The organism is Dolichospermum sp. UHCC 0315A (assembly GCF_008121535.1).
Taxonomy (GTDB): Bacteria; Cyanobacteriota; Cyanobacteriia; order Cyanobacteriales; family Nostocaceae; genus Dolichospermum; species Dolichospermum lemmermannii.
This window is the reverse complement of the sequence record NZ_CP043056.1, coordinates 1,843,101-1,862,322: the sequence shown is the minus strand read 5'-3', so window position 1 is coordinate 1,862,322 and position 19,222 is coordinate 1,843,101. Positions and strand designations below refer to the sequence as shown.

General features: G+C 37.1%; 21 protein-coding genes and 1 tRNA gene. 4 read left to right on the top strand and 18 right to left on the bottom strand.

Annotation, left to right across the window (positions count from 1 at the left end; translation table 11 throughout):
• Positions 1–116 precede the first annotated feature (116 nt).
• From BMF77_RS08925 to BMF77_RS08865, 14 genes are all read right to left on the bottom strand, one after another.
• Positions 117–188 (bottom strand) — tRNA-Gln (locus BMF77_RS08925).
• 127 nt (positions 189–315) lie between these two features.
• Positions 316–1,128 (bottom strand): carbon-nitrogen hydrolase family protein, encoded by an 813-nt coding sequence (locus tag BMF77_RS08920; RefSeq protein WP_148762241.1) that lies wholly within the window; start codon positions 1,126–1,128, stop codon positions 316–318.
• A gap of 855 nt (positions 1,129–1,983) precedes the next feature.
• The gene (locus BMF77_RS08915; protein WP_015079613.1) at positions 1,984–2,637 is read right to left on the bottom strand and encodes an HAD family hydrolase; all 654 of its coding nucleotides are present in this window, start codon (positions 2,635–2,637) and stop codon (positions 1,984–1,986) included.
• An 86-nt stretch (positions 2,638–2,723) separates the two neighbouring features.
• Entirely contained in the window at positions 2,724–3,917 is a 1,194-nt protein-coding gene (locus BMF77_RS08910) for an NAD(P)/FAD-dependent oxidoreductase (RefSeq protein ID WP_148762239.1), read from the bottom strand.
• A 221-nt stretch (positions 3,918–4,138) separates the two neighbouring features.
• Entirely contained in the window at positions 4,139–5,269 is a 1,131-nt protein-coding gene (locus BMF77_RS08905; RefSeq protein WP_148762237.1) for a succinylglutamate desuccinylase/aspartoacylase family protein, read from the bottom strand.
• A 207-nt stretch (positions 5,270–5,476) separates the two neighbouring features.
• Entirely contained in the window at positions 5,477–6,841 is a 1,365-nt protein-coding gene (gene gntT / locus BMF77_RS08900; RefSeq protein WP_148762235.1) for a guanitoxin biosynthesis MATE family efflux transporter GntT, read from the bottom strand.
• 202 nt (positions 6,842–7,043) lie between these two features.
• Positions 7,044–7,553 carry a bifunctional 2-polyprenyl-6-hydroxyphenol methylase/3-demethylubiquinol 3-O-methyltransferase UbiG gene (locus BMF77_RS08895; RefSeq protein ID WP_246863098.1) on the bottom strand — a complete coding sequence of 170 codons (510 nt, stop codon included), beginning with the start codon at positions 7,551–7,553 and terminating at the stop codon, positions 7,044–7,046.
• 64 nt (positions 7,554–7,617) lie between these two features.
• Positions 7,618–8,406, bottom strand: a complete 789-nt coding sequence (locus BMF77_RS08890; protein WP_148762231.1) for a phytanoyl-CoA dioxygenase family protein — start codon at positions 8,404–8,406, stop codon at positions 7,618–7,620.
• A gap of 50 nt (positions 8,407–8,456) precedes the next feature.
• Positions 8,457–9,683, bottom strand: coding sequence for a macrolide family glycosyltransferase (locus BMF77_RS08885; protein WP_148762228.1), 1,227 nt, complete (start codon positions 9,681–9,683; stop codon positions 8,457–8,459).
• Between the two features lie 19 nt (positions 9,684–9,702).
• Positions 9,703–10,617 carry a hypothetical protein gene (locus BMF77_RS08880; protein ID WP_148762226.1) on the bottom strand — a complete coding sequence of 305 codons (915 nt, stop codon included), beginning with the start codon at positions 10,615–10,617 and terminating at the stop codon, positions 9,703–9,705.
• A 515-nt stretch (positions 10,618–11,132) separates the two neighbouring features.
• Positions 11,133–11,810: an IS630 family transposase gene (locus BMF77_RS27805; RefSeq protein WP_246863152.1), complete on the bottom strand. Its 678-nt coding sequence runs from the start codon at positions 11,808–11,810 to the stop codon at positions 11,133–11,135.
• On the bottom strand, positions 11,705–12,187 hold the full coding sequence (locus tag BMF77_RS27800; RefSeq protein ID WP_246862970.1) for a helix-turn-helix domain-containing protein: 483 nt from the start codon (positions 12,185–12,187) through the stop codon (positions 11,705–11,707). Before BMF77_RS27800 ends, BMF77_RS27805 begins: the two co-directional genes overlap by 106 nt.
• A gap of 117 nt (positions 12,188–12,304) precedes the next feature.
• Positions 12,305–13,753 carry a bifunctional orotidine-5'-phosphate decarboxylase/orotate phosphoribosyltransferase gene (locus BMF77_RS08870; protein ID WP_148762224.1) on the bottom strand — a complete coding sequence of 483 codons (1,449 nt, stop codon included), beginning with the start codon at positions 13,751–13,753 and terminating at the stop codon, positions 12,305–12,307.
• A gap of 103 nt (positions 13,754–13,856) precedes the next feature.
• Positions 13,857–15,497, bottom strand: a complete 1,641-nt coding sequence (locus tag BMF77_RS08865) for a DUF655 domain-containing protein (RefSeq protein ID WP_148762222.1) — start codon at positions 15,495–15,497, stop codon at positions 13,857–13,859.
• A 127-nt stretch (positions 15,498–15,624) separates the two neighbouring features.
• Between BMF77_RS08865 and BMF77_RS08860 the strand changes: the two genes are divergently transcribed.
• Complete coding sequence (locus BMF77_RS08860; protein WP_148762220.1) at positions 15,625–16,773, top strand: cysteine desulfurase family protein; 1,149 nt, start codon at positions 15,625–15,627, stop codon at positions 16,771–16,773.
• A gap of 19 nt (positions 16,774–16,792) precedes the next feature.
• Here the strand turns inward: BMF77_RS08860 and BMF77_RS08855 are convergent, their stop codons facing one another.
• Together BMF77_RS08855 and BMF77_RS08850 are read right to left on the bottom strand one after the other, a co-directional pair.
• Positions 16,793–17,155 carry a phage holin family protein gene (locus BMF77_RS08855; protein ID WP_015079313.1) on the bottom strand — a complete coding sequence of 121 codons (363 nt, stop codon included), beginning with the start codon at positions 17,153–17,155 and terminating at the stop codon, positions 16,793–16,795.
• Between the two features lie 227 nt (positions 17,156–17,382).
• Positions 17,383–17,670: a DUF4090 family protein gene (locus tag BMF77_RS08850; protein WP_148762218.1), complete on the bottom strand. Its 288-nt coding sequence runs from the start codon at positions 17,668–17,670 to the stop codon at positions 17,383–17,385.
• A gap of 134 nt (positions 17,671–17,804) precedes the next feature.
• Here BMF77_RS08850 and BMF77_RS27235 point away from each other — a divergent pair, with 134 nt between their 5' ends.
• The 3 genes from BMF77_RS27235 to BMF77_RS08840 are packed head-to-tail and all read left to right on the top strand — an operon-like array spanning position 17,805 to position 18,648.
• Positions 17,805–17,969, top strand: a complete 165-nt coding sequence (locus BMF77_RS27235) for a hypothetical protein (protein WP_210422320.1) — start codon at positions 17,805–17,807, stop codon at positions 17,967–17,969.
• Between the two features lie 29 nt (positions 17,970–17,998).
• Entirely contained in the window at positions 17,999–18,271 is a 273-nt protein-coding gene (locus BMF77_RS08845) for a hypothetical protein (protein WP_148762216.1), read from the top strand.
• On the top strand, positions 18,268–18,648 hold the full coding sequence (locus BMF77_RS08840; protein WP_148762214.1) for a clan AA aspartic protease: 381 nt from the start codon (positions 18,268–18,270) through the stop codon (positions 18,646–18,648). The genes BMF77_RS08845 and BMF77_RS08840 overlap by 4 nt, the downstream gene beginning before the upstream one ends.
• 49 nt (positions 18,649–18,697) lie before the next feature.
• Here the strand turns inward: BMF77_RS08840 and BMF77_RS08835 are convergent, their stop codons facing one another.
• A complete protein-coding gene (locus tag BMF77_RS08835; protein WP_053539947.1) occupies positions 18,698–18,943 on the bottom strand; it encodes a DUF2442 domain-containing protein in 246 nt (81 codons plus the stop codon).
• Positions 18,936–19,193 (bottom strand): DUF4160 domain-containing protein, encoded by a 258-nt coding sequence (locus tag BMF77_RS08830; RefSeq protein WP_148762212.1) that lies wholly within the window; start codon positions 19,191–19,193, stop codon positions 18,936–18,938. Before BMF77_RS08830 ends, BMF77_RS08835 begins: the two co-directional genes overlap by 8 nt.
• Positions 19,194–19,222 lie beyond the last annotated feature (29 nt).

Sequence of the window (19,222 nt, the reverse complement as noted above, 5' to 3'; positions counted from 1 at the left end):
AATAAATGCCTTGGGTTTTGCTTTGTTGAATCCAAGCGACAGAAGAAGAACTTTTTCCAGCTTGGTGCAATGTAAAAACAAAAAAGGCAAGCGTTAAAAACTTGCCTTCTATATAACTGGGGCGCTAGGATTCGAACCTAGGGATGGCGGGACCAAAACCCACTGCCTTACCACTTGGCTACGCCCCAATGAGTTCACTATAGAGAATATAGCAGTTCTCTTGGGATAATGTCAAGTGTTTTGGGAAAAAAGATTTTACTTAGGAAAGATCCCCGACTTCTTGAAGAAGTTGGGGATGTGCGGGAGTCTGAGTGGCTAAAATACGCGATGCTGTAGGGATGGCATTTGTCGGCGGACTTGTTCTAGTCTGGTAGGTTTGATTTCGGCGATCGCCACTCCCGGTTTTTCCCCAGCGTCTGCTAAAATGACACCCCAAGGGTCAATAATCATGGCGTGGCCATGAGTTTGGCGACGGTCATAGTTAGTACCAGTTTGGGCAGGTGCAATCACATAACAGGTATTTTCTATGGCTCTAGATTGCAATAATACTTGCCAATGGTCTTTACCAGTAAAAGCGGTAAAAGCGGCGGGAACAAATAAAATATCTGCACCCTGACTTGATAAATGTCGGTACAGTTCGGGAAAACGGACATCATAGCAAATAGAAAGGCCAATTTTCCCCAAGTCAGGGGAAGCATAAACAGGAGGTAATTCCAGTCCAGCCATGACGGTACTTGATTCTTGGTAGGTATTACCATCAGGAACATTGACATCAAATAAATGGACTTTTTGGTAACGGGCGAGTTCTTGACCGTTAGCACCGATAAGTAATGCTGTATTATAAACCTTACCGTTATGATCCACAGGGATAGGGAAGCCGCCGCCGAGAATGGTAATTTGAAAGCGTTGTGCCATTTTGTGGAGAAATGTTTCCGTTTCTTGGGCGATCGCATTTCCTTGTGCTAGTTTATCTTTTTCCTCTCCCATAAAAGAGAAATTTTCTGGTAAACTCACCAATTCCGCACCCTGACGCACGGCCAAATCAATTAATTCTTCTGCTTGTGCCAGGTTTTTTTGCAAATCAGGCACACTGGTCATTTGAATAGCGGCGGCTAAATAAGACTTCATAGATTCAAAAACAAACGGTAAATTGAGACAATGTAGATATTTGGCATTGGTGAATGAAAGTATGAATTTGCCTCACGCAAAGGCGCAAAGGCGCAAAGTTTAAGAGTTTCAGACATGGAATTTTTGCTTTTCATCTCTCAATTCAGCAACGCCAGATATTTAAATATATCGTCATATCATGCCATTTGAACTTCTAGAGTCACCGAGGTAGAAAGAAGGAGTTAAGAATCTCTCAAAAATCGTTTCTTTAAAGCCAATGGCAGATTTTTCGCCATTTCTAAACCTTCTGCATTTTGCCAATTAGTTTTTTCATTTAACCATCTAATTTCTAGAGGTAACAGCGATAACTTATGAATTTGACACTCTCATGGAGCCAAGCCACTGAGATTCTACTGACAGAATTAAATTAAGAGTTTAGCTCAATCTAATCTCGCTGCGACCGTCAAACGCCGCCTAAACGCTCAAAACAACTGCCAATCAAGGTGTCGAAATTGCGCTTACTTTTATGGTTTTCAGTGTTTTTAGAATCCATCACTAAGCCAAGACGCGGTACGCTCCACAACCTGCCATTACTCGCTCTTTTTTGTCCTACTGCCGTTAGGACTTAAACCTAACCGTTGTTTCATAGGAGCCGGAATTTCTCCGTACTAGGATGCTTCAACACGTAGATGTTTTTTGTTCTTACTCACGATTTAATTCTAACATACCACAGGGATTAAAATCCCTCGTGCCGTTTCCCTCTCAGGTCTAAAGACGCGCTCGTTTCCCACTTACCGCGAGGTCTTATGACTATATATAGAATCTTGGCCAGAAAAATTTACACCATAAACCTCTATTAACCGGACAATTACGGTATTATTCAGTGGAATTACGGTTAATCCAAATACCTCTTATTCCTGCGGATTTTGCCCCATAATAATCATCTGTTATACTGTCGCCAATGTGCCATGCGGCTTCCGGTGAACACTTGTGCTTGTTTAAGGCAATTTTAAAAATTTCTGGATCTGGTTTAGCAGCACGGACTTGAGTAGAAATGGTCACAGAAGTAAAATATTCTTTAAGTCCTAAACCTTGCAATACTAAATACAAACGAGAATCAAAATTAGATAATATTCCTAATTCAATTCCTAAGCGTCGCCAGTTGATTAAAGCTAACTTAACATCAGGATAAACATACCACGGTTCGGAAGTCCCAAAGTGGATATAAAGTTCGGTAAAAAAAGCGGGAAAATCGGTAAATTGTTGGAGAACTCCTGCACCTTCAAAGGTATTTAAAGCAATTATCTGCCACCAATCATATTCACGCTGGGGAATATCTTTGATATCTGCATCAATAAATATCGGTGGTGGTGATGCTTTGAAGCTTTTCATAAAGTTTTCATCCAAAATTTGGGCGGAAACTTCTACACCAAATTCTTGGGCGATTTGTCGGTAAATTTCCCCAACACTACCTTTAACACCAAATAATGTCCCCACAGCATCTACAAAAATAACTTTAGGCTTTTTCATAAAATGAATACTTTAACTAAATACGTAGCAATGATATCTGAATTTGTCCAAATCCCCGACTTCTTTGAGAAGTCGGGGATCTTTAATTACTTAGAAATGGCTTCTATTATAGGGCTAACTAACCAATTAAAACCGACTTTCAACTGATGATTTAAAGTTGGTAAACGATACAGATAAGCCAGCCGACGGGCTAAGTACGCAAAAGATCCATCTAATTGCACACCTAACCCGGTGAGGGTGGCGTTATCTATTCCTAAAGCCATCATTTCTCCTAATGGTTGATAGCGGAAGGGGAGGAGGGGACGATTGGTGATGGTAGCCCAGATATTCCAAGCGGTATAATCGGCTTGTTGAAAGGCGACTTGGGCGGTGGCGGGGACTTGTTTTCCTTCTGCGTCGAGACAGTCGGCTAAGTCTCCTAAAGCAAAGATTTCGGGATGTTCTATGGCTTGTAGTTGGGCTGTGGTGGTGATTTGTCCGCGCTGATTGTGCTTGAGGGGTAAGGCTGTGACAATTGGAGAAACTTTTGTTCCCACTGTCCAAATGACTAAATCTACGGGTATGGTGTCTACTTGATTTTTATACTCTAGGGAGATGCTATCTTGATTAATTGCTGCTACTTTGGTTTCTAGGTCAATAAATACGCCTTTACTATCTAAGGCTTTTTTGGCGGCTTCACGGTTAAATTCTGGGGAAGTGCGGAGAATTTGGTCGCTGAGTTCAATGAGGCGGAAACGTCCTTTTTCGCCGATTCTGTCTGCTAGTTTACAAGCTAATTCTACGCCGCTGTAACCTGCACCAACTATGGCGACACGGATTTTTTCGGGATTTGCTGCTTCGAGAATTCGCAGCCGTTCTTCTAATTTGTAGGCATCAGTAATAGTACGGAAAGGGTAAGCATGAGTGACAGCACCGGGAACTAAGTCTAGGGGGGTTTCGCCACCTAAGGCTAAGACTAAGCGGTCATAATTCAGTTCTGATTTATCTGCTAATTGGACTGTTTGTTTGTTGATATCTATGGCGGAAACAGCGGCTTGGTGAAACTGGATTCCTGTTCCTTGGAGTAATTCTGAGTAGGGTGGGGCGATTTCCCAGGTTTGGAGTTCTCTGGTGAGGAGTTCGTAAAGCAGGGGAGAAAAGACAAAGCGATCGCTCTGATCTACTAAAATAATCTCAGGTTTTGGTGTAGATTCCCAGGGTAATTGGCTTAAACGCAGGGCGGTATAGAGTCCACCAAAGCCACCACCTAGTATACAAATTTTTGTAGTTGGTTGAGTCATAGTTTTTTTGAGCAGTTAAATTTCGGTCAGATATTTATTTTAGTGTAATGTTTTATTACGGTTTCTTGCCATTAATCAACAATCCTGATATTTGCCTTTATGCAAATCAGGACAAATGGTAATTTTATTTAAGAATCAAGATTTGAACGCAGATAAACGCAAATAAACGCAGATGAATTAATAGATTGAATAATTCTGTGTTAAATGTTTTCCATGACAAACTACATAGTCGCTAATACAAATTCTCCTTCGTTAACAGAGTTATTTATGGATATATCATAAACCAAGCCTGTTTTCTCTGCATGAACATGAATAGTTGTGGGTAATTCACCGATTTTATTGAACGTAAGAATTTGATATAGCAAATCTCCCTGATTTACTGAAGTACCTAATGCAGCTTTAGATAAAATCATTCCTCCTACGGGACTCCAATATTTTTTTAGTTGACTAAGTGAACGAAAATTTGTTTGACGAGATATAGTTTTTGATTGGGTTAAATCCTGTATTTCTAAAATACTTTTTTGAGTTAAATAATTTTTAATTCCGCACACTCCTTTAGATACTGAATCTGGATTCATTTGCATTCCTGTTCCTAATTCTAAAGTCCATGCTTCTTTATCAAATATCATTTTTTGTCCGGTTAATTTTAATAAAGCATTCTCTAAAGCTAACCAAGGTTTGATAAATGATTCATCAAAAGCATCACCATCATATTCATCGAATAAAATGCTATAATCTAGAAGAAATAAATTAGCACTATCTTCTCGATTTCGGAAATAATAAAGGTATTCTATTCCTTCTCCAGTGTGACTATGTAAATCAATTACGTAGTCTGCATCTAAATACAGAGATTGCAGCTTATAACGATATTTATCAGTTAATTTGACACTGCTAGGGGCATTGATTTTATCTAAAAGACTATCGAAACTAGTTTGAATTTTTTGGGAAAAGTTATATTTAATTGTATCTATATCTAAACCAATTTGAGAACGAGCAAATTCTTCTATATCATCATGTTTTTTTTCATAATCCCAAAAAATTCTATTCCAATTTTGACTATCGTAAACATTGAATCTACCTGTTGAAAAATTATGAGTTCGTTGGTTAACAGCTAAGGGATTACAAACAGGTACAAGCCAAATTTCTCCTATAATCTGAGTATTATTTAATGTCGTTAAGAAATCAATAATTTGGTAAATGACAGCATTACCAACAATTTCCGCACCGTGTAAGTTAGATTGGATATATACTTTTTTACCAGATTTAGCCCCAATAAATTTATATACTTGAAGAGAAAGAAACTCACCAGAAGCAAGTTGAAAAAGGGGAATAGTTGCAATAGTGGCAATCATAAATCAAATCCCTAGTCAAACTAATAAACAGTTTACTACTTAATTTTGATGATTGAATCGGTGTTATAGCGGTTATTGGTTGAGTGAAATACAAGAACCCCCTCCCCGAAAGCGAGGAGGGGGCTTATGACTGTATCTTATTCTATTATGTAAGTTAAGTTAATAATTACCCTCCTGCGAGGGTTTTCAAGTAATAGCAAAGTTATCTTAACTTTCAGTAGTTGTAGAGGAAACGATAGGAATTTTTATTTCACTTGTAAATGTATCTAATAGTTTAAATGAAAATACCACAATAGCCGTTATTGAAAATAATGTCATCGCTAACCATAAAAGATGGTTACTGTGAAAATACCAACTAGCTATAGCTATAGGCATGAAACCTCCTACAAAGGAAATGAGGGCAGAATTACGTAACGTTCTTCCTTCGGTTAAACCTCCAAAGAATCCTTCCAGAATCACATTAACTGCAAAAAACCCCTGAAATGGTAACAACCATTTAACGTAGTTAGAAATGTTTTCAGTTACTTCAGTGTGGTTAGTTAATAGTCCAAATATAGTTTCTGGAAAGAGAATATATAAGATAGCAATGGGAATTGAAAGTAATAAGCTAGTAAGTAGACTAACAATTAGTAATGGTTGTAGCTGCTGTAATGTACCTTGTCCCTTAAAGTTTCCCGTGAGGCTTTGGGTGGCAAATCCTACTCCTTGAACAACAAACATATTAAAAGCTGCCGCTTGAAAAAGAACACTATTTTCTGCTAATATCTCTGTTCCCATTGCCGAACTGAGTTCAGTAAAAATGGCAAAGGTAGAGACTACGGCCAAACTTCTTATTAACATATCTCTATTTAGTTTGAAGGTAGCTTTAATAGCTGACCAATTCAAGACTTTTGGGATTACACCTGATACAATTGACCAATCAATGTGGAAGCAAACTATAATTAAACCTATTAATAATGCCACATACTGGCTAATAGCTGTAGTTAAACCAGCCCCTGTACTAGCCCAACCCCAGCGAATAATAAATAAGTAGTCCAGCACCACATTAGTTAGGCTTTCTATTACAGATATCAGCACCACAAAAATATTAAGTTCTCGGCCAAAAAACCAACCAACTAGAACAAAGTTAAGTAAAACCGCAGGTGCGCCCCAAATACGAGCTTGAAAATAGTCAAGACCGGCATCTTTTACCTCTGTTGCACCGACTAAAAAGGTAAACCCTACTGTTTGTAAAGGGTACTGAAGAATGAGGATGAGTATACCTATCCCTAAGGCAATCAGACCATTTCGGAGTAATACTAATAGTATGGCTTCTGGATCATCTGTTCCTACAGCTTGTGCTGTCATGCCGTTGCTAGAAGAACGCAAAAAATTCAAAACTCGGTATAAGTAGCTAAAGAGAATTGTGGCTAAAGAAACTCCTGCTAGATAACGGATATCAGGTAAATGTCCCAAGTAGGCTAAGTCTATTAAACCCGACAATGGCACAACAATACTAGAGAGAATATTCGTAAATGCCAGTCGGTAAAAGCGAGATAGGAAGTTATATTCTTCAGGGATTGTAAAATTCATCGTTCTGAATTGTTAATTTCTTGGCAATATTGTCAGTAAATTCTGGCGTTGATGAAACCAGGTATGAATTTAGGTGTAGAGACGTTCCATGGAACGTCTCTACAAGGGTTTTGAAATCATCAAAAATCATTTTCATACCTCAAATCAGCAACGCCTAAATTCTTATCTATCTAGCAACTGCTATATTGACCCTAGCTTGATGTTATAAATGCGCCAATGCCCAGACGTGGTAGGGAAATTCTGGTTCGTTATCTAGGCAATGAGAAACAGGATCATATTCGACCCATTGAGAGAAATTAGCAATGATACATTGGCGATTTCCCCAAGAACCAGTTTGAATGTTATCTAGAGAAAATCCACATTCATGGAGAAAGTATTTGAGTCCAGTTTCCGTCCAGCGTGTGCAATCTATTGGGTAATTATGAAGTTTCACCAAAAAAGGAACAGAGATGAGAAAATACCCTCCGGGGGAAAGCATGGAAATAATATTGCGACCGGCTCGATAGGGATATAATAAATGCTCAAAAACTTGTTCTGCAATAATTAAATCAAACTTTTTTGGCAAAGGTGCAGAACAAATATCATATTCTGGATAGTGGATATTTTCATATTCTTGAAACCCAAAAGTTTCCCAGTTCTTGCCTGAAACTTCTAATACTCGCCATTTTGAAAACGGTAAATTCTCTAGTAGCTTTGCCGTTTCCCGGTTCATTATGACTCGACTCCAAGTGATCCCCATAACTGTATTATTTGTACAAATTTTTACTAATATAAGTTTATTGTTGAGTAAATATGCGATCAAGTTCGTCTTGACTAAGAGCTATTAATGGCGTGAGATCAGGATTTGATAAAAAAGCTGGTCTTTCTTTGTTGGGAAGGGCGCTGTTTTCAATACTGCTATAGGTGATGACAAAGTTTCGGCGGTCCCAGGGAGAAATATTGGCAACGGAACCATGTAATGTATCATAGTGTACGAACAAAACCGACCCCGCGAGACCTTTTGGTGCGACTATTCCTTGCACAGATGCAAATTTGGCAATCGTTTCTGGAGCGACTGCTAAGGATGAATTAGTAGTTGAAGCAGAATTTGCCGCTTCGAGTATTCCCTGTTGATGAGAACCTGGTATGTAATATACTGGTCCATTAAATTCATTGACTTCATCTAAGAAAAGGATGGCATTTCCTCCTTTTGGTGAGGAAATTCGTTCGTAATACTGTGCAAATGCAGAATCTTGATGCCATCCCCACATCCCGCCGGTAAAAGCTGGTTTCATGACAATTTTACTGCGAAAAACGTACAATTCACTCGCAAAAAGTTGTTGTGCAACTGTCAATAGACGAGGGTGACGGACTAAATCTCGGAAAATTTTGTTATTGAGATGAGATCCATAGAGAGTGCGTAAGGTTTTTTGATCATCTTCTAAAACACGACCAACTGCTTCATCGTCCATGACATTGGGAATTTGATCACAAATTACTGATATTTCCTCACGGCTAAAACACTCTGGAATGAACAAAAATCCTTGTTCTTCATAACTTTTTATTTGTTCTATTGTCAGTTTCATTTTGCTCTTAATTAGAATTTACTGAGTTAATGCAGATAATAAAATTTGTACTATTTCAAAACATGAGAAGTGCTGTTCCTCTGTTTAAATTCTAAAATTTTATCTACTGCTTTTTGAGTGCCACCTGATTTGATCAAAGAATCAGTTAATAGATCAATATTACTACGAATTTTTTCATCTTTGATGATCTGTTCAACAAGCGATCGCAATTTCAATGGAGCAATATTTTTCTGTTTTACCCATACTCCGATATTTAATTCTTCTACACGATTAGCTACTAAATATTGATCCCCTCCCTGGGGAAATACAATCAATGGTACTTTGTGAATTAATGCCTCCCAAGTGCTATTAGTTCCCCCATGAGTAATGAACACACTAGCTTGTTGAAGCACTTGCATTTGAGGTACATAGTTGCTGACAATAAAATTAGGGGGAATTTTTCCCAATTCAGCAATATCTATAAATTTCCCCACAGACATGACTACCCTATACTCACTATTTGCAAAAGCTTGTAAACATTTTTGATAAAAAAAGGTTTTAGAATTATATAATGTCACTGATCCTAGTGAAATATAAATAATTGGTTTTTCTGCACTCTTTAGTAAAGGAAATTGAGAATCAACTGCTCTATCACTGTAGCAAGGTCCTGTAAAAATATAACTGGTATCAAAATATGAACGCTGGATCTGAAACATTTCCGATGTATAAACAATATTTAAATCTCCTCGCAAATTCATAGAATTTGGTTGTCGTTGAAATACATCTTTTTTGGTAATCGCCTTTAGTGTATATTTTTGGGTTAATTGCCGCCAAAGTCGTTGATGTCGGTAAAATCTTTGTAAATGTTTAACAATATCATTAATCGGGTAGGCTGCTAATAACAATGGTAGCGGGGGCAAAAAATGAGGTGGTAAAAGAAAATTTGTATGGAAGCAAACGCTAGGTATATTAAGTAAATCAGCACAGATAGCAGCCCATAAGCATTTAGCATGAAAAATAATTAATTTAGGGCGGTTGATTTTTAAATTTTCTAATAATATTGGTACAGCATCTAAGCAATATTCTATCAACCGCGATTGCAGTGTCGGATCTGAATCTTGTGGTTTCATGCTAGGCAGTGGTTGAAATCTAGCACCTGCTGATTCAATTTTATCTCGAAATTCATCGAAGTAATAATAATCTATTTTTTCTCCTCTATGAGCGAGTTCTTGAATTAAACCTAGAGTTGTATCAATCCGGGTGTAACTAGGAAGATCAAAGAAAGCAATATCTGCCATAATAGTAAATCCTCAGTAATTAAACCCACTGTAAAGCTTGAGAAATAAAGTCAATATGGGGAGCTTTTTGTGCCATTCCTATCCCTACATGAGTTCCATAGATCCCTTCGTTAACAACTGAATTTATTGACCAATCAATTGTTTCTTCAATCTTTTTATTAGCACCAAAGGCTATTTCTGTGAGATTTAAACCTCTTTCTAAGTTGTAAGTCATATCTAATAATACAGCAGTCTCATCTTTACCATCTATAATCAAATGAGTTATGGCATTATCTTCTATTTCTAGATATTTTTCTTGACTGAATTTCACCCTATCTGTAATATATTGCAAGGGCTGCCAATTATAATCTTTTGTTTCTTGAGTTGTAGTCTGGGTTAATATGCCATCAAAATAGAAAGTTCCATCTACAGAAAAGCTGGATTTATTTGCTTTTGTATTCACTACTGAACTTTCCCAGAACTCAGCCACAGAGTAAAACCATCCTGACTCCAGCTCCACGTCAGCATTAGCTATTTCTATATTCTCACCTAGATAGCATTTGAGCTTGCTTCCTCTTGAGTCTGATAAATATAGCTCACTTTCACTTTCAGCTATTTTATCGTATAAAATATCTCGAATTGCTAATGCTTGTTCAATATCACCTGATAATAGCTGATTAAAAGAATATTGAATTACAGGTAAGCTCCCATCAAATTTTACTGCTGGCAAATGTACTATGGTACTTTGAGAATCATGCCAGAGTTGTTTAAGTTTGTAATAGTAGCTATAATCTGAAAAGATTAAAAAGGCTGTTTGTTTACTCTTAAAGTCATAATCATCAAAAAAAATAGTTTTATATCCCTGCTCCTGGGAGTAAGCATGAATTTCATTACTATCAACAATAATTGGAATCTGTCTTTGAATAAAAGCTTGATAAAACTCTAAGATGTGCATATTTATTTAACGAATTACAAAACTTTATTGTCTTCAAGATATCTTAATTAAGTGTGAAAAATTAACAATTTTGGACAACAATTATGAGAATTGTTGTCCAACTGCTTAGACTAGTCTTAGAACCTGTAAATACTTACATTACTAATTAGTTTTCTGCAAAAATTACTAGTAAATATTACCAGTAAGCATTACCCAAATTGCTGCGGGTTTCTTTGTTAACTTGTTCAAGTTTACGTTTTTGTGTTTTCTTAGCGTTCATTTTAGTTGCTCCTTAAAATTTGCAATTTTAGCTACTAATTGGCGAGTTGTTTTTTAACTCGTTGATATCACTGTATCAGCATCAATTTGATTTAAGTAAGTCGGCCCAATAAAATCGATATATGTTTAGTTTTGTAAAAACCGTGAAACACCCTATTTATAAGGTATTCGTTAATTTATATTTCGTTATATAGATTGATTTTTTAACGCCGACCTAAGTAGGTCGGCGGAAAAGTTTATAACTATGTAACGAAAAGTTAAGAAGAAGTATGTTCGTTAAATTTAATACGTTCTGTACTGTATTGTCCTTTTTCTCCCCTGGCTTTAACCCCATTCATTACGGCATAAGCAAGGTCTAACTCGTCCTCAAACATTTGTCCCGATAGTTCATCTTTTTTGAGATGCTGCCATTCCAATTCAATTGGATTCATTTCCGAGCAATATTTGGGCAGAAAGAAGATATATAAGTTCTGACTCTCCCATTTTGACCATAACTGTTGCACTTCCTTACATCGGTGTATTGGACCGTTATCCTGCACTATCACTCTTATTCGTCCGTTTTTTTCGGCTTCTTGCGCTTCTTGTTCCATCATTTGGATATAAGATTTGCGATTAACACCACCAATAACTAAACCGTAAACAAAGCTAACCTCATGTTGAATCAGCCCAATAATGCTTAATCTCCGTCCACGACGCTTTGTTTGTTCTAAATGTTTTTGCTCACCTCGCTGATAATATGTATAACTTGGTTCGCTCCACATACAGAACCCTGATTCATCCAAATATTTCAAGTCTATTTCTCCAGCCGCCGCAGATAGTGTCAACATCTCTAAGTCTGCTTGCTTAATTTCTCTGTTTTTGGGGTCTTGTTTTCCTTTGTGACTCTTTCTAGCTCGTTTCCAAATGACCCCCTTTTTTTGAGTACCCGTCTTAATCTGTCGGGACTCAATTGAATTTGGCGTTCGCTTTCTAATTTTTGAGCTAATTGAACACTGTTATATGTTCGTGGTTCTTTTTTTAGGCATTCTTCCAAAAATACTATGTCTTCTTCACCATACTTTGGTTTACACCCTCGACCAGGTAGTTCCCAAAGTCCTTCTATACCCTGTTTTTCCCATTTATGTAAGATTTCTCTGATTGTTTGAGGAGTCCAGTCAAAATGAGCAGCTATTTTTTCTACATACCAACCATGTGAATTTAACCTAATTACCTCGGCTTTATCTTTGACTTTTTGCGGCAAATCCCTTGTTCTTAGGTTCAACAGGGTTTTATCTTGCTCACGAGTTAAAAATACCCTTAAACGAGCACCCATATTTTAATCACCTCACTAGATTTATTTTCCGTATTTACTTATCTTTACATAGTTTGGTTTCTTTGCGCCGACTTACTTATTGAATTAGTTTTGTATCACTATCTTGAGAATAAATGTCTAATTTATTTCAGATAAAGTTTTAAATTGTTCCTCACTAATACGTCCTGCTGCATATAAAGTTTCTGTAATTTCAGAAATTGTTAAAACTGCGTGTGCTTGATAACCATTTTCTCGCAATCTGTCTTTTACACCTTGTTCATGGTCCATAAATACTACAATATCATTGACATTTAATCCTGCATATTTTAACTTTTCTGCTCCTTCCATTACGCTTTTACCACTGATCAAAATATCATCAACAACGACAACAACTTCTCCAGGATTAAAATTACCTTCTATTACCTTGCGGGTTCCGTGTGCTTTTACTTCTTTGCGGGGAAAAATCATCGGGGAATTTAGATGTAATGATAATCCAGTAGCAGTAGGTAAAGAACCATAAGGAATACCGGCTATTCTATCATAAGTTAGGTCTTTAAGAATCTCTGCATAAGCAATTACTATCTGATGAAATATTTGGGGATTGGAAATGATTTTGCGGAGGTCTATATAATAGGGAAACGTAGCTCCAGAAGCTTGGACAAATTCACCAAACATGATACAACCAATGTCATAAAGTTGTAGAATTAAATCTAAAAGCGGGTGTTTATTTAACAAACAAACATCAGGAAACCAGACGGAACAAGTGGAGTTTTCTTGGGAAATTTCAGTTCTGAGATGATTAATTTCCGCCCTTAAAGATTGCAGTTGTGTAGATAGATTTTCACTTCCTAACATATCTTGAGAAACGGGAAGAATTAACCCATCACCATTATAATTTAATCCCGCTGATAGCAAGTTTTTAAGATTACCACCTTCAGACCAGATGCTGCGGGCTAAAATTACTCTTTCTGGTGCTTCTTTGCGAATTTTTGCTAAAATATCTGGCTGAATAGTTCCTACTTCTAAACCCAGTTGTTCAGGTGTTCCCCAGTTTTTTGCTTCTTTGACTACTTGTAAATAAAAAGGTGATTCCGCTGTAGGGTATTGCTGCAAAATCACTGCACCTGGATTAGAAGTTGTACACAAAATAAAAACGGCTTTATCGGGATAAACTAAAAAGGGTGCTACGTGATCTTGTCCTGCATAAGGACTCAATGTAATCGCATCAATTTGCCATTCTTCAAAAACAGTTTTAGCGAAAATTGTACTAGTATTAAGATCGCTATGTTTGGCATCTAATATAATCGGAATATGGGCAGGAATAGCTTTTAAAGTTTTTTCTAATAATTCCCATCCTGGAATACCTAAAGCTGCGTAAAATCCCAGAGTTGGTTTATAGGCACATACTAAATCACTGGTTTGGGAAATAGTAAATTCTAACCAATTCCACAGACTATCAATCATACTTTTGGGATCTGATTTCTGGGAATATCGTTCAGGGAGCATTTCTGGATTAGGATCTAGTCCTACAAATAGTAAACTCTGATTTTGAGCGATCGCCCCATTCAATTTATCGTAAAATTTCATAAGTTCTCCTAGCAATATTTTAACTTTAAGGCACTTACTAAAATACTAACTCGCTTTCTCTACTATTATATCATTAATGGTAACATGATTATCCGTATATGCGTTAATCTGAGGTAAATGTGGTCATTCCCTCCCATTCTGCCAAGATTTTAGCACTAATTCCTGGTACTTTATCAACATCTTGTAAAGAAGTAAATTTTTGCTGTTGACGGGCTATAATTATCCTTTGGGCTAACTTCTTACCCACACCAGGAAGAGTTTCTAGTTCTGCTTGACTTGCTGTATTGAGATTAATTTTAGTGGTAATTGGATTTACAAAAGATGATGGTTGTTTAATTTGAGGACATTTTTTAACTTCTGCATCTATTTTAGATTTAACATTTGCTGGTAAACCGGGTTTTATTTTACCATAAAGCCGGTTAAATTCCCGTTGATAATGTGCTGCTACTGTGGGATTTTCAATCACTATTAATGTTTCATCATTGCCATTATTTGCTGCTTCTGACCAATTATGTGAACCTGTAATAACAGTTTGATGATCAATAACTGCAAATTTATCATGTAATAAATCTCCTTTAGGTAAAATTGGCACTCCCACAGTAGAAATGGGATTTTTCCAAGGACGGTTATCAACTTCATATTTACAGTTATCACTTAAAGCAAATCCCATCATATCTAAACCTTCACTGTAGGGACGATAGGCAAATTGTGGTGCAATTAAAGCCCGAACTTGGACATTTTGATGATGACGTTCTTCTAGAATATTAGCAAGTTGTTGATCTGAAAATACAAACAATGCTAAATCAACAGTTTTTGTACTTGTAGATAAGGTTTTAGCAATTAATCCATTACTGCTAATACTCCAAGGTTCAGTGGGAGAAGTTGGAGAAAAATGAACTGTAACTTTACTGTTACCTAATATGATTGTTTTTGGTGCGCGGACAGGTTTCTTAACACCAAATTTACTATCTAGTTTTCCTCCTATTCCGTCACCCCACATAATATTAAATTCTTCCGTGAGTAAACTTGCTAATTCAGAACTATCAATTTTTAGTAAATTATTGGCATTTCCTAAACTACTAGAATTACTAAAATCTCCAGACGTATCACTTAAAGTAAAATTGGCAGAAGTAATAATCACAAACCGATGATCAACAATGACAAACTTATGGTGCATTAAACTGCTACCCTTTGAACCATCAGCAGTATCATCAATCCAAGGAATATTGGCATTTTGAACAATAGCTAAACCATCCCGTTGACTAATTTCCTCCGGTGTGATTTGATGATCTTGATTAATATCCACAAATTTCCGAAATTCTTGATATCGTTCCTGTTCTTTTTTTCCTAACTTAGTTATTTCCGCAGCAGTAAAACTACTCCAAGTCCGAGAATAAGTACTTTCTAAAATCAACCTTATTTTTACGCCATCCTTTTGTTTTTGTGCTAATATTTGAGCAACTTTTGGTAAACGTAACTCTTGGACAGCAATATCAACAGTAAATTTAGCTTGAGAAATAGTGTCCACAATCTGCTTTTCTAAATCATCCCCTAACCGGGTTTGCTGACGATAAGTCTCTTGATATTCCGAAGATTGGGAATTATTGAAGTAAACTTGAATTAAAGAATCTTGAGGTAAAGGTGCTAAACGCTGATTTGATGATTGCACTTGTTGACAACCACCTAAAGTGAATAGCAATAAAAAGATATAAGAAAAATAGCGGATTTGTGGGAAAATAGACACAGTAATCTGATCAAAGTAAATTACAGCGATTTTAATGTATTTATATCACACCCTGCATTAACTTCTTTCTTCCTTTGCGTCTTTGCCCCTTTGCGTCTCTGCGCGAAACTCTTATTTATTAATTTCTATGCAAATATATCTAGATTACAGTGCAACTACCCCAACTCGTCCAGAAGCGATCGCAATTATCCAAAAAATCTTAACACAACAGTGGGGTAATCCTTCCAGTTTACATGAATGGGGCAACCGTGCCGCCTTGGTTGTGGAAACAGCTAGAATCCAAGTAGCAGGATTAATTAACGCAGTTCCCGAATCTATTATTTTCACGTCTGGGGGAACAGAAGCAGATAATTTAGCAATTATGGGAGTGGCGCGGTGTTACACTATCCCCCAACATATGATCATTTCCAGTGTAGAACATTCCGCCATTTCAGAACCGGCGAAAATGTTAGAAAATTGGGGTTGGGAAATTACCCGTTTAGGTGTAAATCATCAAGGAAGAGTCAACCCCGAAGATTTAACCGCAGCTTTACGAGATAACACTGTTTTAGTATCTGTGATTTATGGACAAAGTGAAATAGGAACAGTTCAACCAATTGCTGAATTGGGGAAAATCACGAAAACACACGGCGCTTTATTTCACACAGATGCAGTGCAAGTTGCTGGACGTTTACCGCTAGATGTGCAGACATTACCTGTAGATTTATTGAGTCTATCCAGTCATAAAATCTATGGCGGTTTGGGTGCAGGGGCGTTATATGTGCGGACTGGGGTGGAATTAATGCCGCTACTGGGTGGGGGTGGACAGGAGAACGGACTGCGTTCAGGGACGCAAGCAACGCCCGCTATTGCTGGATTTGGAGTAGCTGCGGAGTTAGCAGCACAGGAATTAGAGACGGAAACAGGGAGATTGATCCTATTGCGCGATCGCCTCTTTGCCATTCTAGCAGATGTTCCCGGTTTAATACCCACAGGTGACAAAATTCATCGTTTACCCCATCATCTCAGCTTTTATTTAAAAGCAGCCGACGGGGAAAAAATTAGTGGTAAAACATTAGTAAGACAGTTAAATTTAGCCGGAATTGGTATTAGTGCAGGTGCGGCTTGCAATAGTGGCAAATTAAGCCCTAGTCCCATTTTATTAGCAATGGGATATTCTCAAAAAGTGGCTTTAGGAGGAATTAGATTAACTTTAGGGAAACAGACAACAGCAGCCGATATTGATTGGACAGGAATAGTTTTGAAACAGATTTTGCAGAGATTAATCCCAAATTGAATTGTCAATTGTTTACCAATTAAACACCTAATAATTTGTAGATAATGTTATTGACAAGAGTAAGCGCAAAAGCACCTAAAATTGCGCTCCAAATGCCATAACGTAACCGGAAACCATCTACTAACCAAGCAGCAATACTAAAACAAGCAACAGCAATCATGAAAGTGAAGATACCAGATAATAAGTCAAAGGTGGCTAAATTTGGTATCACAAACAAAACTTTGAGAACTGGCTTAACTAGCGCTGTAATAATACCTAAAACTGCTGCGGAAAAAATTGCCTTTTCTGGAGTATCAATTTCCACTCCTAAAGGTAATTTACTAATAATCCACAAGCTAACAGCCGTGACTAACCAAACAATTAACAGCGTCGTAATATCCATTACCAGAACCCCACAAAACGTGAATGTTGATATGACGATAAATACCTGGTTGACTTGGTTTCTTGATCTAAAAATCTTTGTAGCTTAACCAATTATTTATAAATTAGCAGCATTTTTGATGAGAACCGAAATTTATTCTAGATATCTTTAGGTTTACTATAAACCACCAGATCCCCGACTTCTTAGAGAAGTCGGGGATCTGACTTTTGCACGGAATTCTTTGTCTTTTATTTACCACCGTAGAAAAAAGCAATTTCCTTTTCTTTCAAAGGTGCAAAACCAGCTTCAACTAGTTTTTGATCAAGTTCAGCTTGGGGGATGTGTTTAGCACCAATGCGAACAATGCGAGAACGCATGGTATTGGATACACCGCTGCGTTGTCTGCTTGATTCTAAACCCATAACTTGTTCATATAGGTCTAATTTAACTATGGGAATAGGAGAACCATCAAAATCAATTCCCCTTGATATCGCTCTATCAATAGCATCAGCACCCGTGGTATTTTCAGTAGTCATGGTAACGTATTTTCAAAGATGTTGAAATATTTTACCAGGGAATAGGGAACAGGGACGGTTCAGCTAGAATAAATTTTTCCGCTAGTTCTGATATATAATTAACTTATCGCTTGATTAATTTACATTAATTTGCTATGGATTCTTTAAGCCTACGCGCAAAAGTTATTACAGAAATAAATCTTTTCCCAGAAGATAAATTGGCAGAATTATATCACTTTATTCATTATTTTCGATTAGGTGTAGAAATTTCTCAAGTTTCCCTCAATCCAACTATACAGGTTAAAATTCAGCTAAAATAATTAAACAGCATAAAGGAGGTTTAATGATCATGCAGGCTATTTTTTGGACCCTAGAAGAAGTTGCCCAAAGGGCTAAACAATTTTACGAAAATGGCATTCGTCAACAAGTGGAATGTGATGATCACATTGGCAAAATGATTGTAATTGATGCGGAAACCGGTGAATACGGAATTGATAAAACTGGCGTAGAAACTGCATTAAAGTTAAAGCAAAAGAAACCAAATGCCAGATTATTTACGATGCGGATTGGTTATGATGTTGCTGTCAGCTTTGGGGGAGCGATTGAGCGTACTGTCAAATGATTTACGGGAGATTGATTGATAGCAAAGCGATTGTGCCAGTAATTTTCCGTTTACCGACACAACCAAATTTTTCTATTAATTTTATTATTGATACTGGATTCAACGACCATCTTACCTTACCACCACAAGCCGTCAGCGCGATGAATCTGCCGTTATATTCCACTACGCTTGCTAGATTAGCCGATGGTAGGGAGACGTTGTTATCTATACATTTAGCAACAATTGTTTGGGACAATCGAGAAAAAGTAGTTCCTATTTTAGCATCTGGTTTTAAACCTTTATTGGGAACGGCTTTGATGGCAGGATATCATCTGGAGATTGATTTTGAAGAGAATGGTTTAGTTTCGTTAGAACAAATCCCACCCTTGATTTCATAGATTCAGGATGAGGGTCGATCTGCTTAGAGCAGTGCTTCACTATCGCACTTTAAGCCGTCTTGGCGATCTCTGCTAGTTTGATTAGTCCTTTAGTTGTCAAATCTTCATCAATGGCGTACCAATGAATACCATAACCAGAGGTCGAAATACGATACATTTTGCGCTCCATATCTGTTGCTTGAGCAAGTCGCTTAGATGCTTGAATAATTGGGATTTGATAAGTTTTTCCATCTACTGATAGAATCATCAACTCTCCATTAAAGTCAATATTTGATATGTTGTATTGCTTATCCATTTTGCCAATTCCTAAATGTTTGCCATTCATCTACTATTTCATCAAAGTTTTGCAAGATGATCTTCTTGACTTCCCGCGTGTCTCGTGATGACATTTGATATGAATAAGTCTCACGAATCTCGTACAGATCGATGTCTAGCCAATATTTACATTCACTGTCTCCTTTCTGCACATGAATATGAATCGGCTCATTTCCCTCGTCTGAATAAAAGAAAAATCGCCATCCCCTTATATATAGAACTGTTGGCATTTGCTTTCACCTCACCACATTTTAGCATA

What these genes read in the sequence shown, in the direction of transcription:
- BMF77_RS08920 (WP_148762241.1), bottom strand. Translation starts at nt 1,128, where the DNA reads ATGAAGTCTTATTTAGCCGCCGCTATTCAAATGACCAGTGTGCCTGAT.
- BMF77_RS08915 (WP_015079613.1), bottom strand. Translation starts at nt 2,637, where the DNA reads ATGAAAAAGCCTAAAGTTATTTTTGTAGATGCTGTGGGGACATTATTT.
- BMF77_RS08910 (WP_148762239.1), bottom strand. Translation starts at nt 3,917, where the DNA reads ATGACTCAACCAACTACAAAAATTTGTATACTAGGTGGTGGCTTTGGT.
- BMF77_RS08905 (WP_148762237.1), bottom strand. Translation starts at nt 5,269, where the DNA reads ATGATTGCCACTATTGCAACTATTCCCCTTTTTCAACTTGCTTCTGGT.
- gntT (WP_148762235.1), bottom strand. Translation starts at nt 6,841, where the DNA reads ATGAATTTTACAATCCCTGAAGAATATAACTTCCTATCTCGCTTTTAC.
- BMF77_RS08895 (WP_246863098.1), bottom strand. Translation starts at nt 7,553, where the DNA reads ATGAACCGGGAAACGGCAAAGCTACTAGAGAATTTACCGTTTTCAAAA.
- BMF77_RS08890 (WP_148762231.1), bottom strand. Translation starts at nt 8,406, where the DNA reads ATGAAACTGACAATAGAACAAATAAAAAGTTATGAAGAACAAGGATTT.
- BMF77_RS08885 (WP_148762228.1), bottom strand. Translation starts at nt 9,683, where the DNA reads ATGGCAGATATTGCTTTCTTTGATCTTCCTAGTTACACCCGGATTGAT.
- BMF77_RS08880 (WP_148762226.1), bottom strand. Translation starts at nt 10,617, where the DNA reads ATGCACATCTTAGAGTTTTATCAAGCTTTTATTCAAAGACAGATTCCA.
- BMF77_RS27800 (WP_246862970.1), bottom strand. Translation starts at nt 12,187, where the DNA reads ATGGGTGCTCGTTTAAGGGTATTTTTAACTCGTGAGCAAGATAAAACC.
- BMF77_RS08870 (WP_148762224.1), bottom strand. Translation starts at nt 13,753, where the DNA reads ATGAAATTTTACGATAAATTGAATGGGGCGATCGCTCAAAATCAGAGT.
- BMF77_RS08860 (WP_148762220.1), top strand. Translation starts at nt 15,625, where the DNA reads ATGCAAATATATCTAGATTACAGTGCAACTACCCCAACTCGTCCAGAA.
- BMF77_RS08855 (WP_015079313.1), bottom strand. Translation starts at nt 17,155, where the DNA reads ATGGATATTACGACGCTGTTAATTGTTTGGTTAGTCACGGCTGTTAGC.
- BMF77_RS08850 (WP_148762218.1), bottom strand. Translation starts at nt 17,670, where the DNA reads ATGACTACTGAAAATACCACGGGTGCTGATGCTATTGATAGAGCGATA.
- BMF77_RS27235 (WP_210422320.1), top strand. Translation starts at nt 17,805, where the DNA reads ATGGATTCTTTAAGCCTACGCGCAAAAGTTATTACAGAAATAAATCTT.
- BMF77_RS08845 (WP_148762216.1), top strand. Translation starts at nt 17,999, where the DNA reads ATGCAGGCTATTTTTTGGACCCTAGAAGAAGTTGCCCAAAGGGCTAAA.
- BMF77_RS08840 (WP_148762214.1), top strand. Translation starts at nt 18,268, where the DNA reads ATGATTTACGGGAGATTGATTGATAGCAAAGCGATTGTGCCAGTAATT.
- BMF77_RS08835 (WP_053539947.1), bottom strand. Translation starts at nt 18,943, where the DNA reads ATGGATAAGCAATACAACATATCAAATATTGACTTTAATGGAGAGTTG.
- BMF77_RS08830 (WP_148762212.1), bottom strand. Translation starts at nt 19,193, where the DNA reads ATGCCAACAGTTCTATATATAAGGGGATGGCGATTTTTCTTTTATTCA.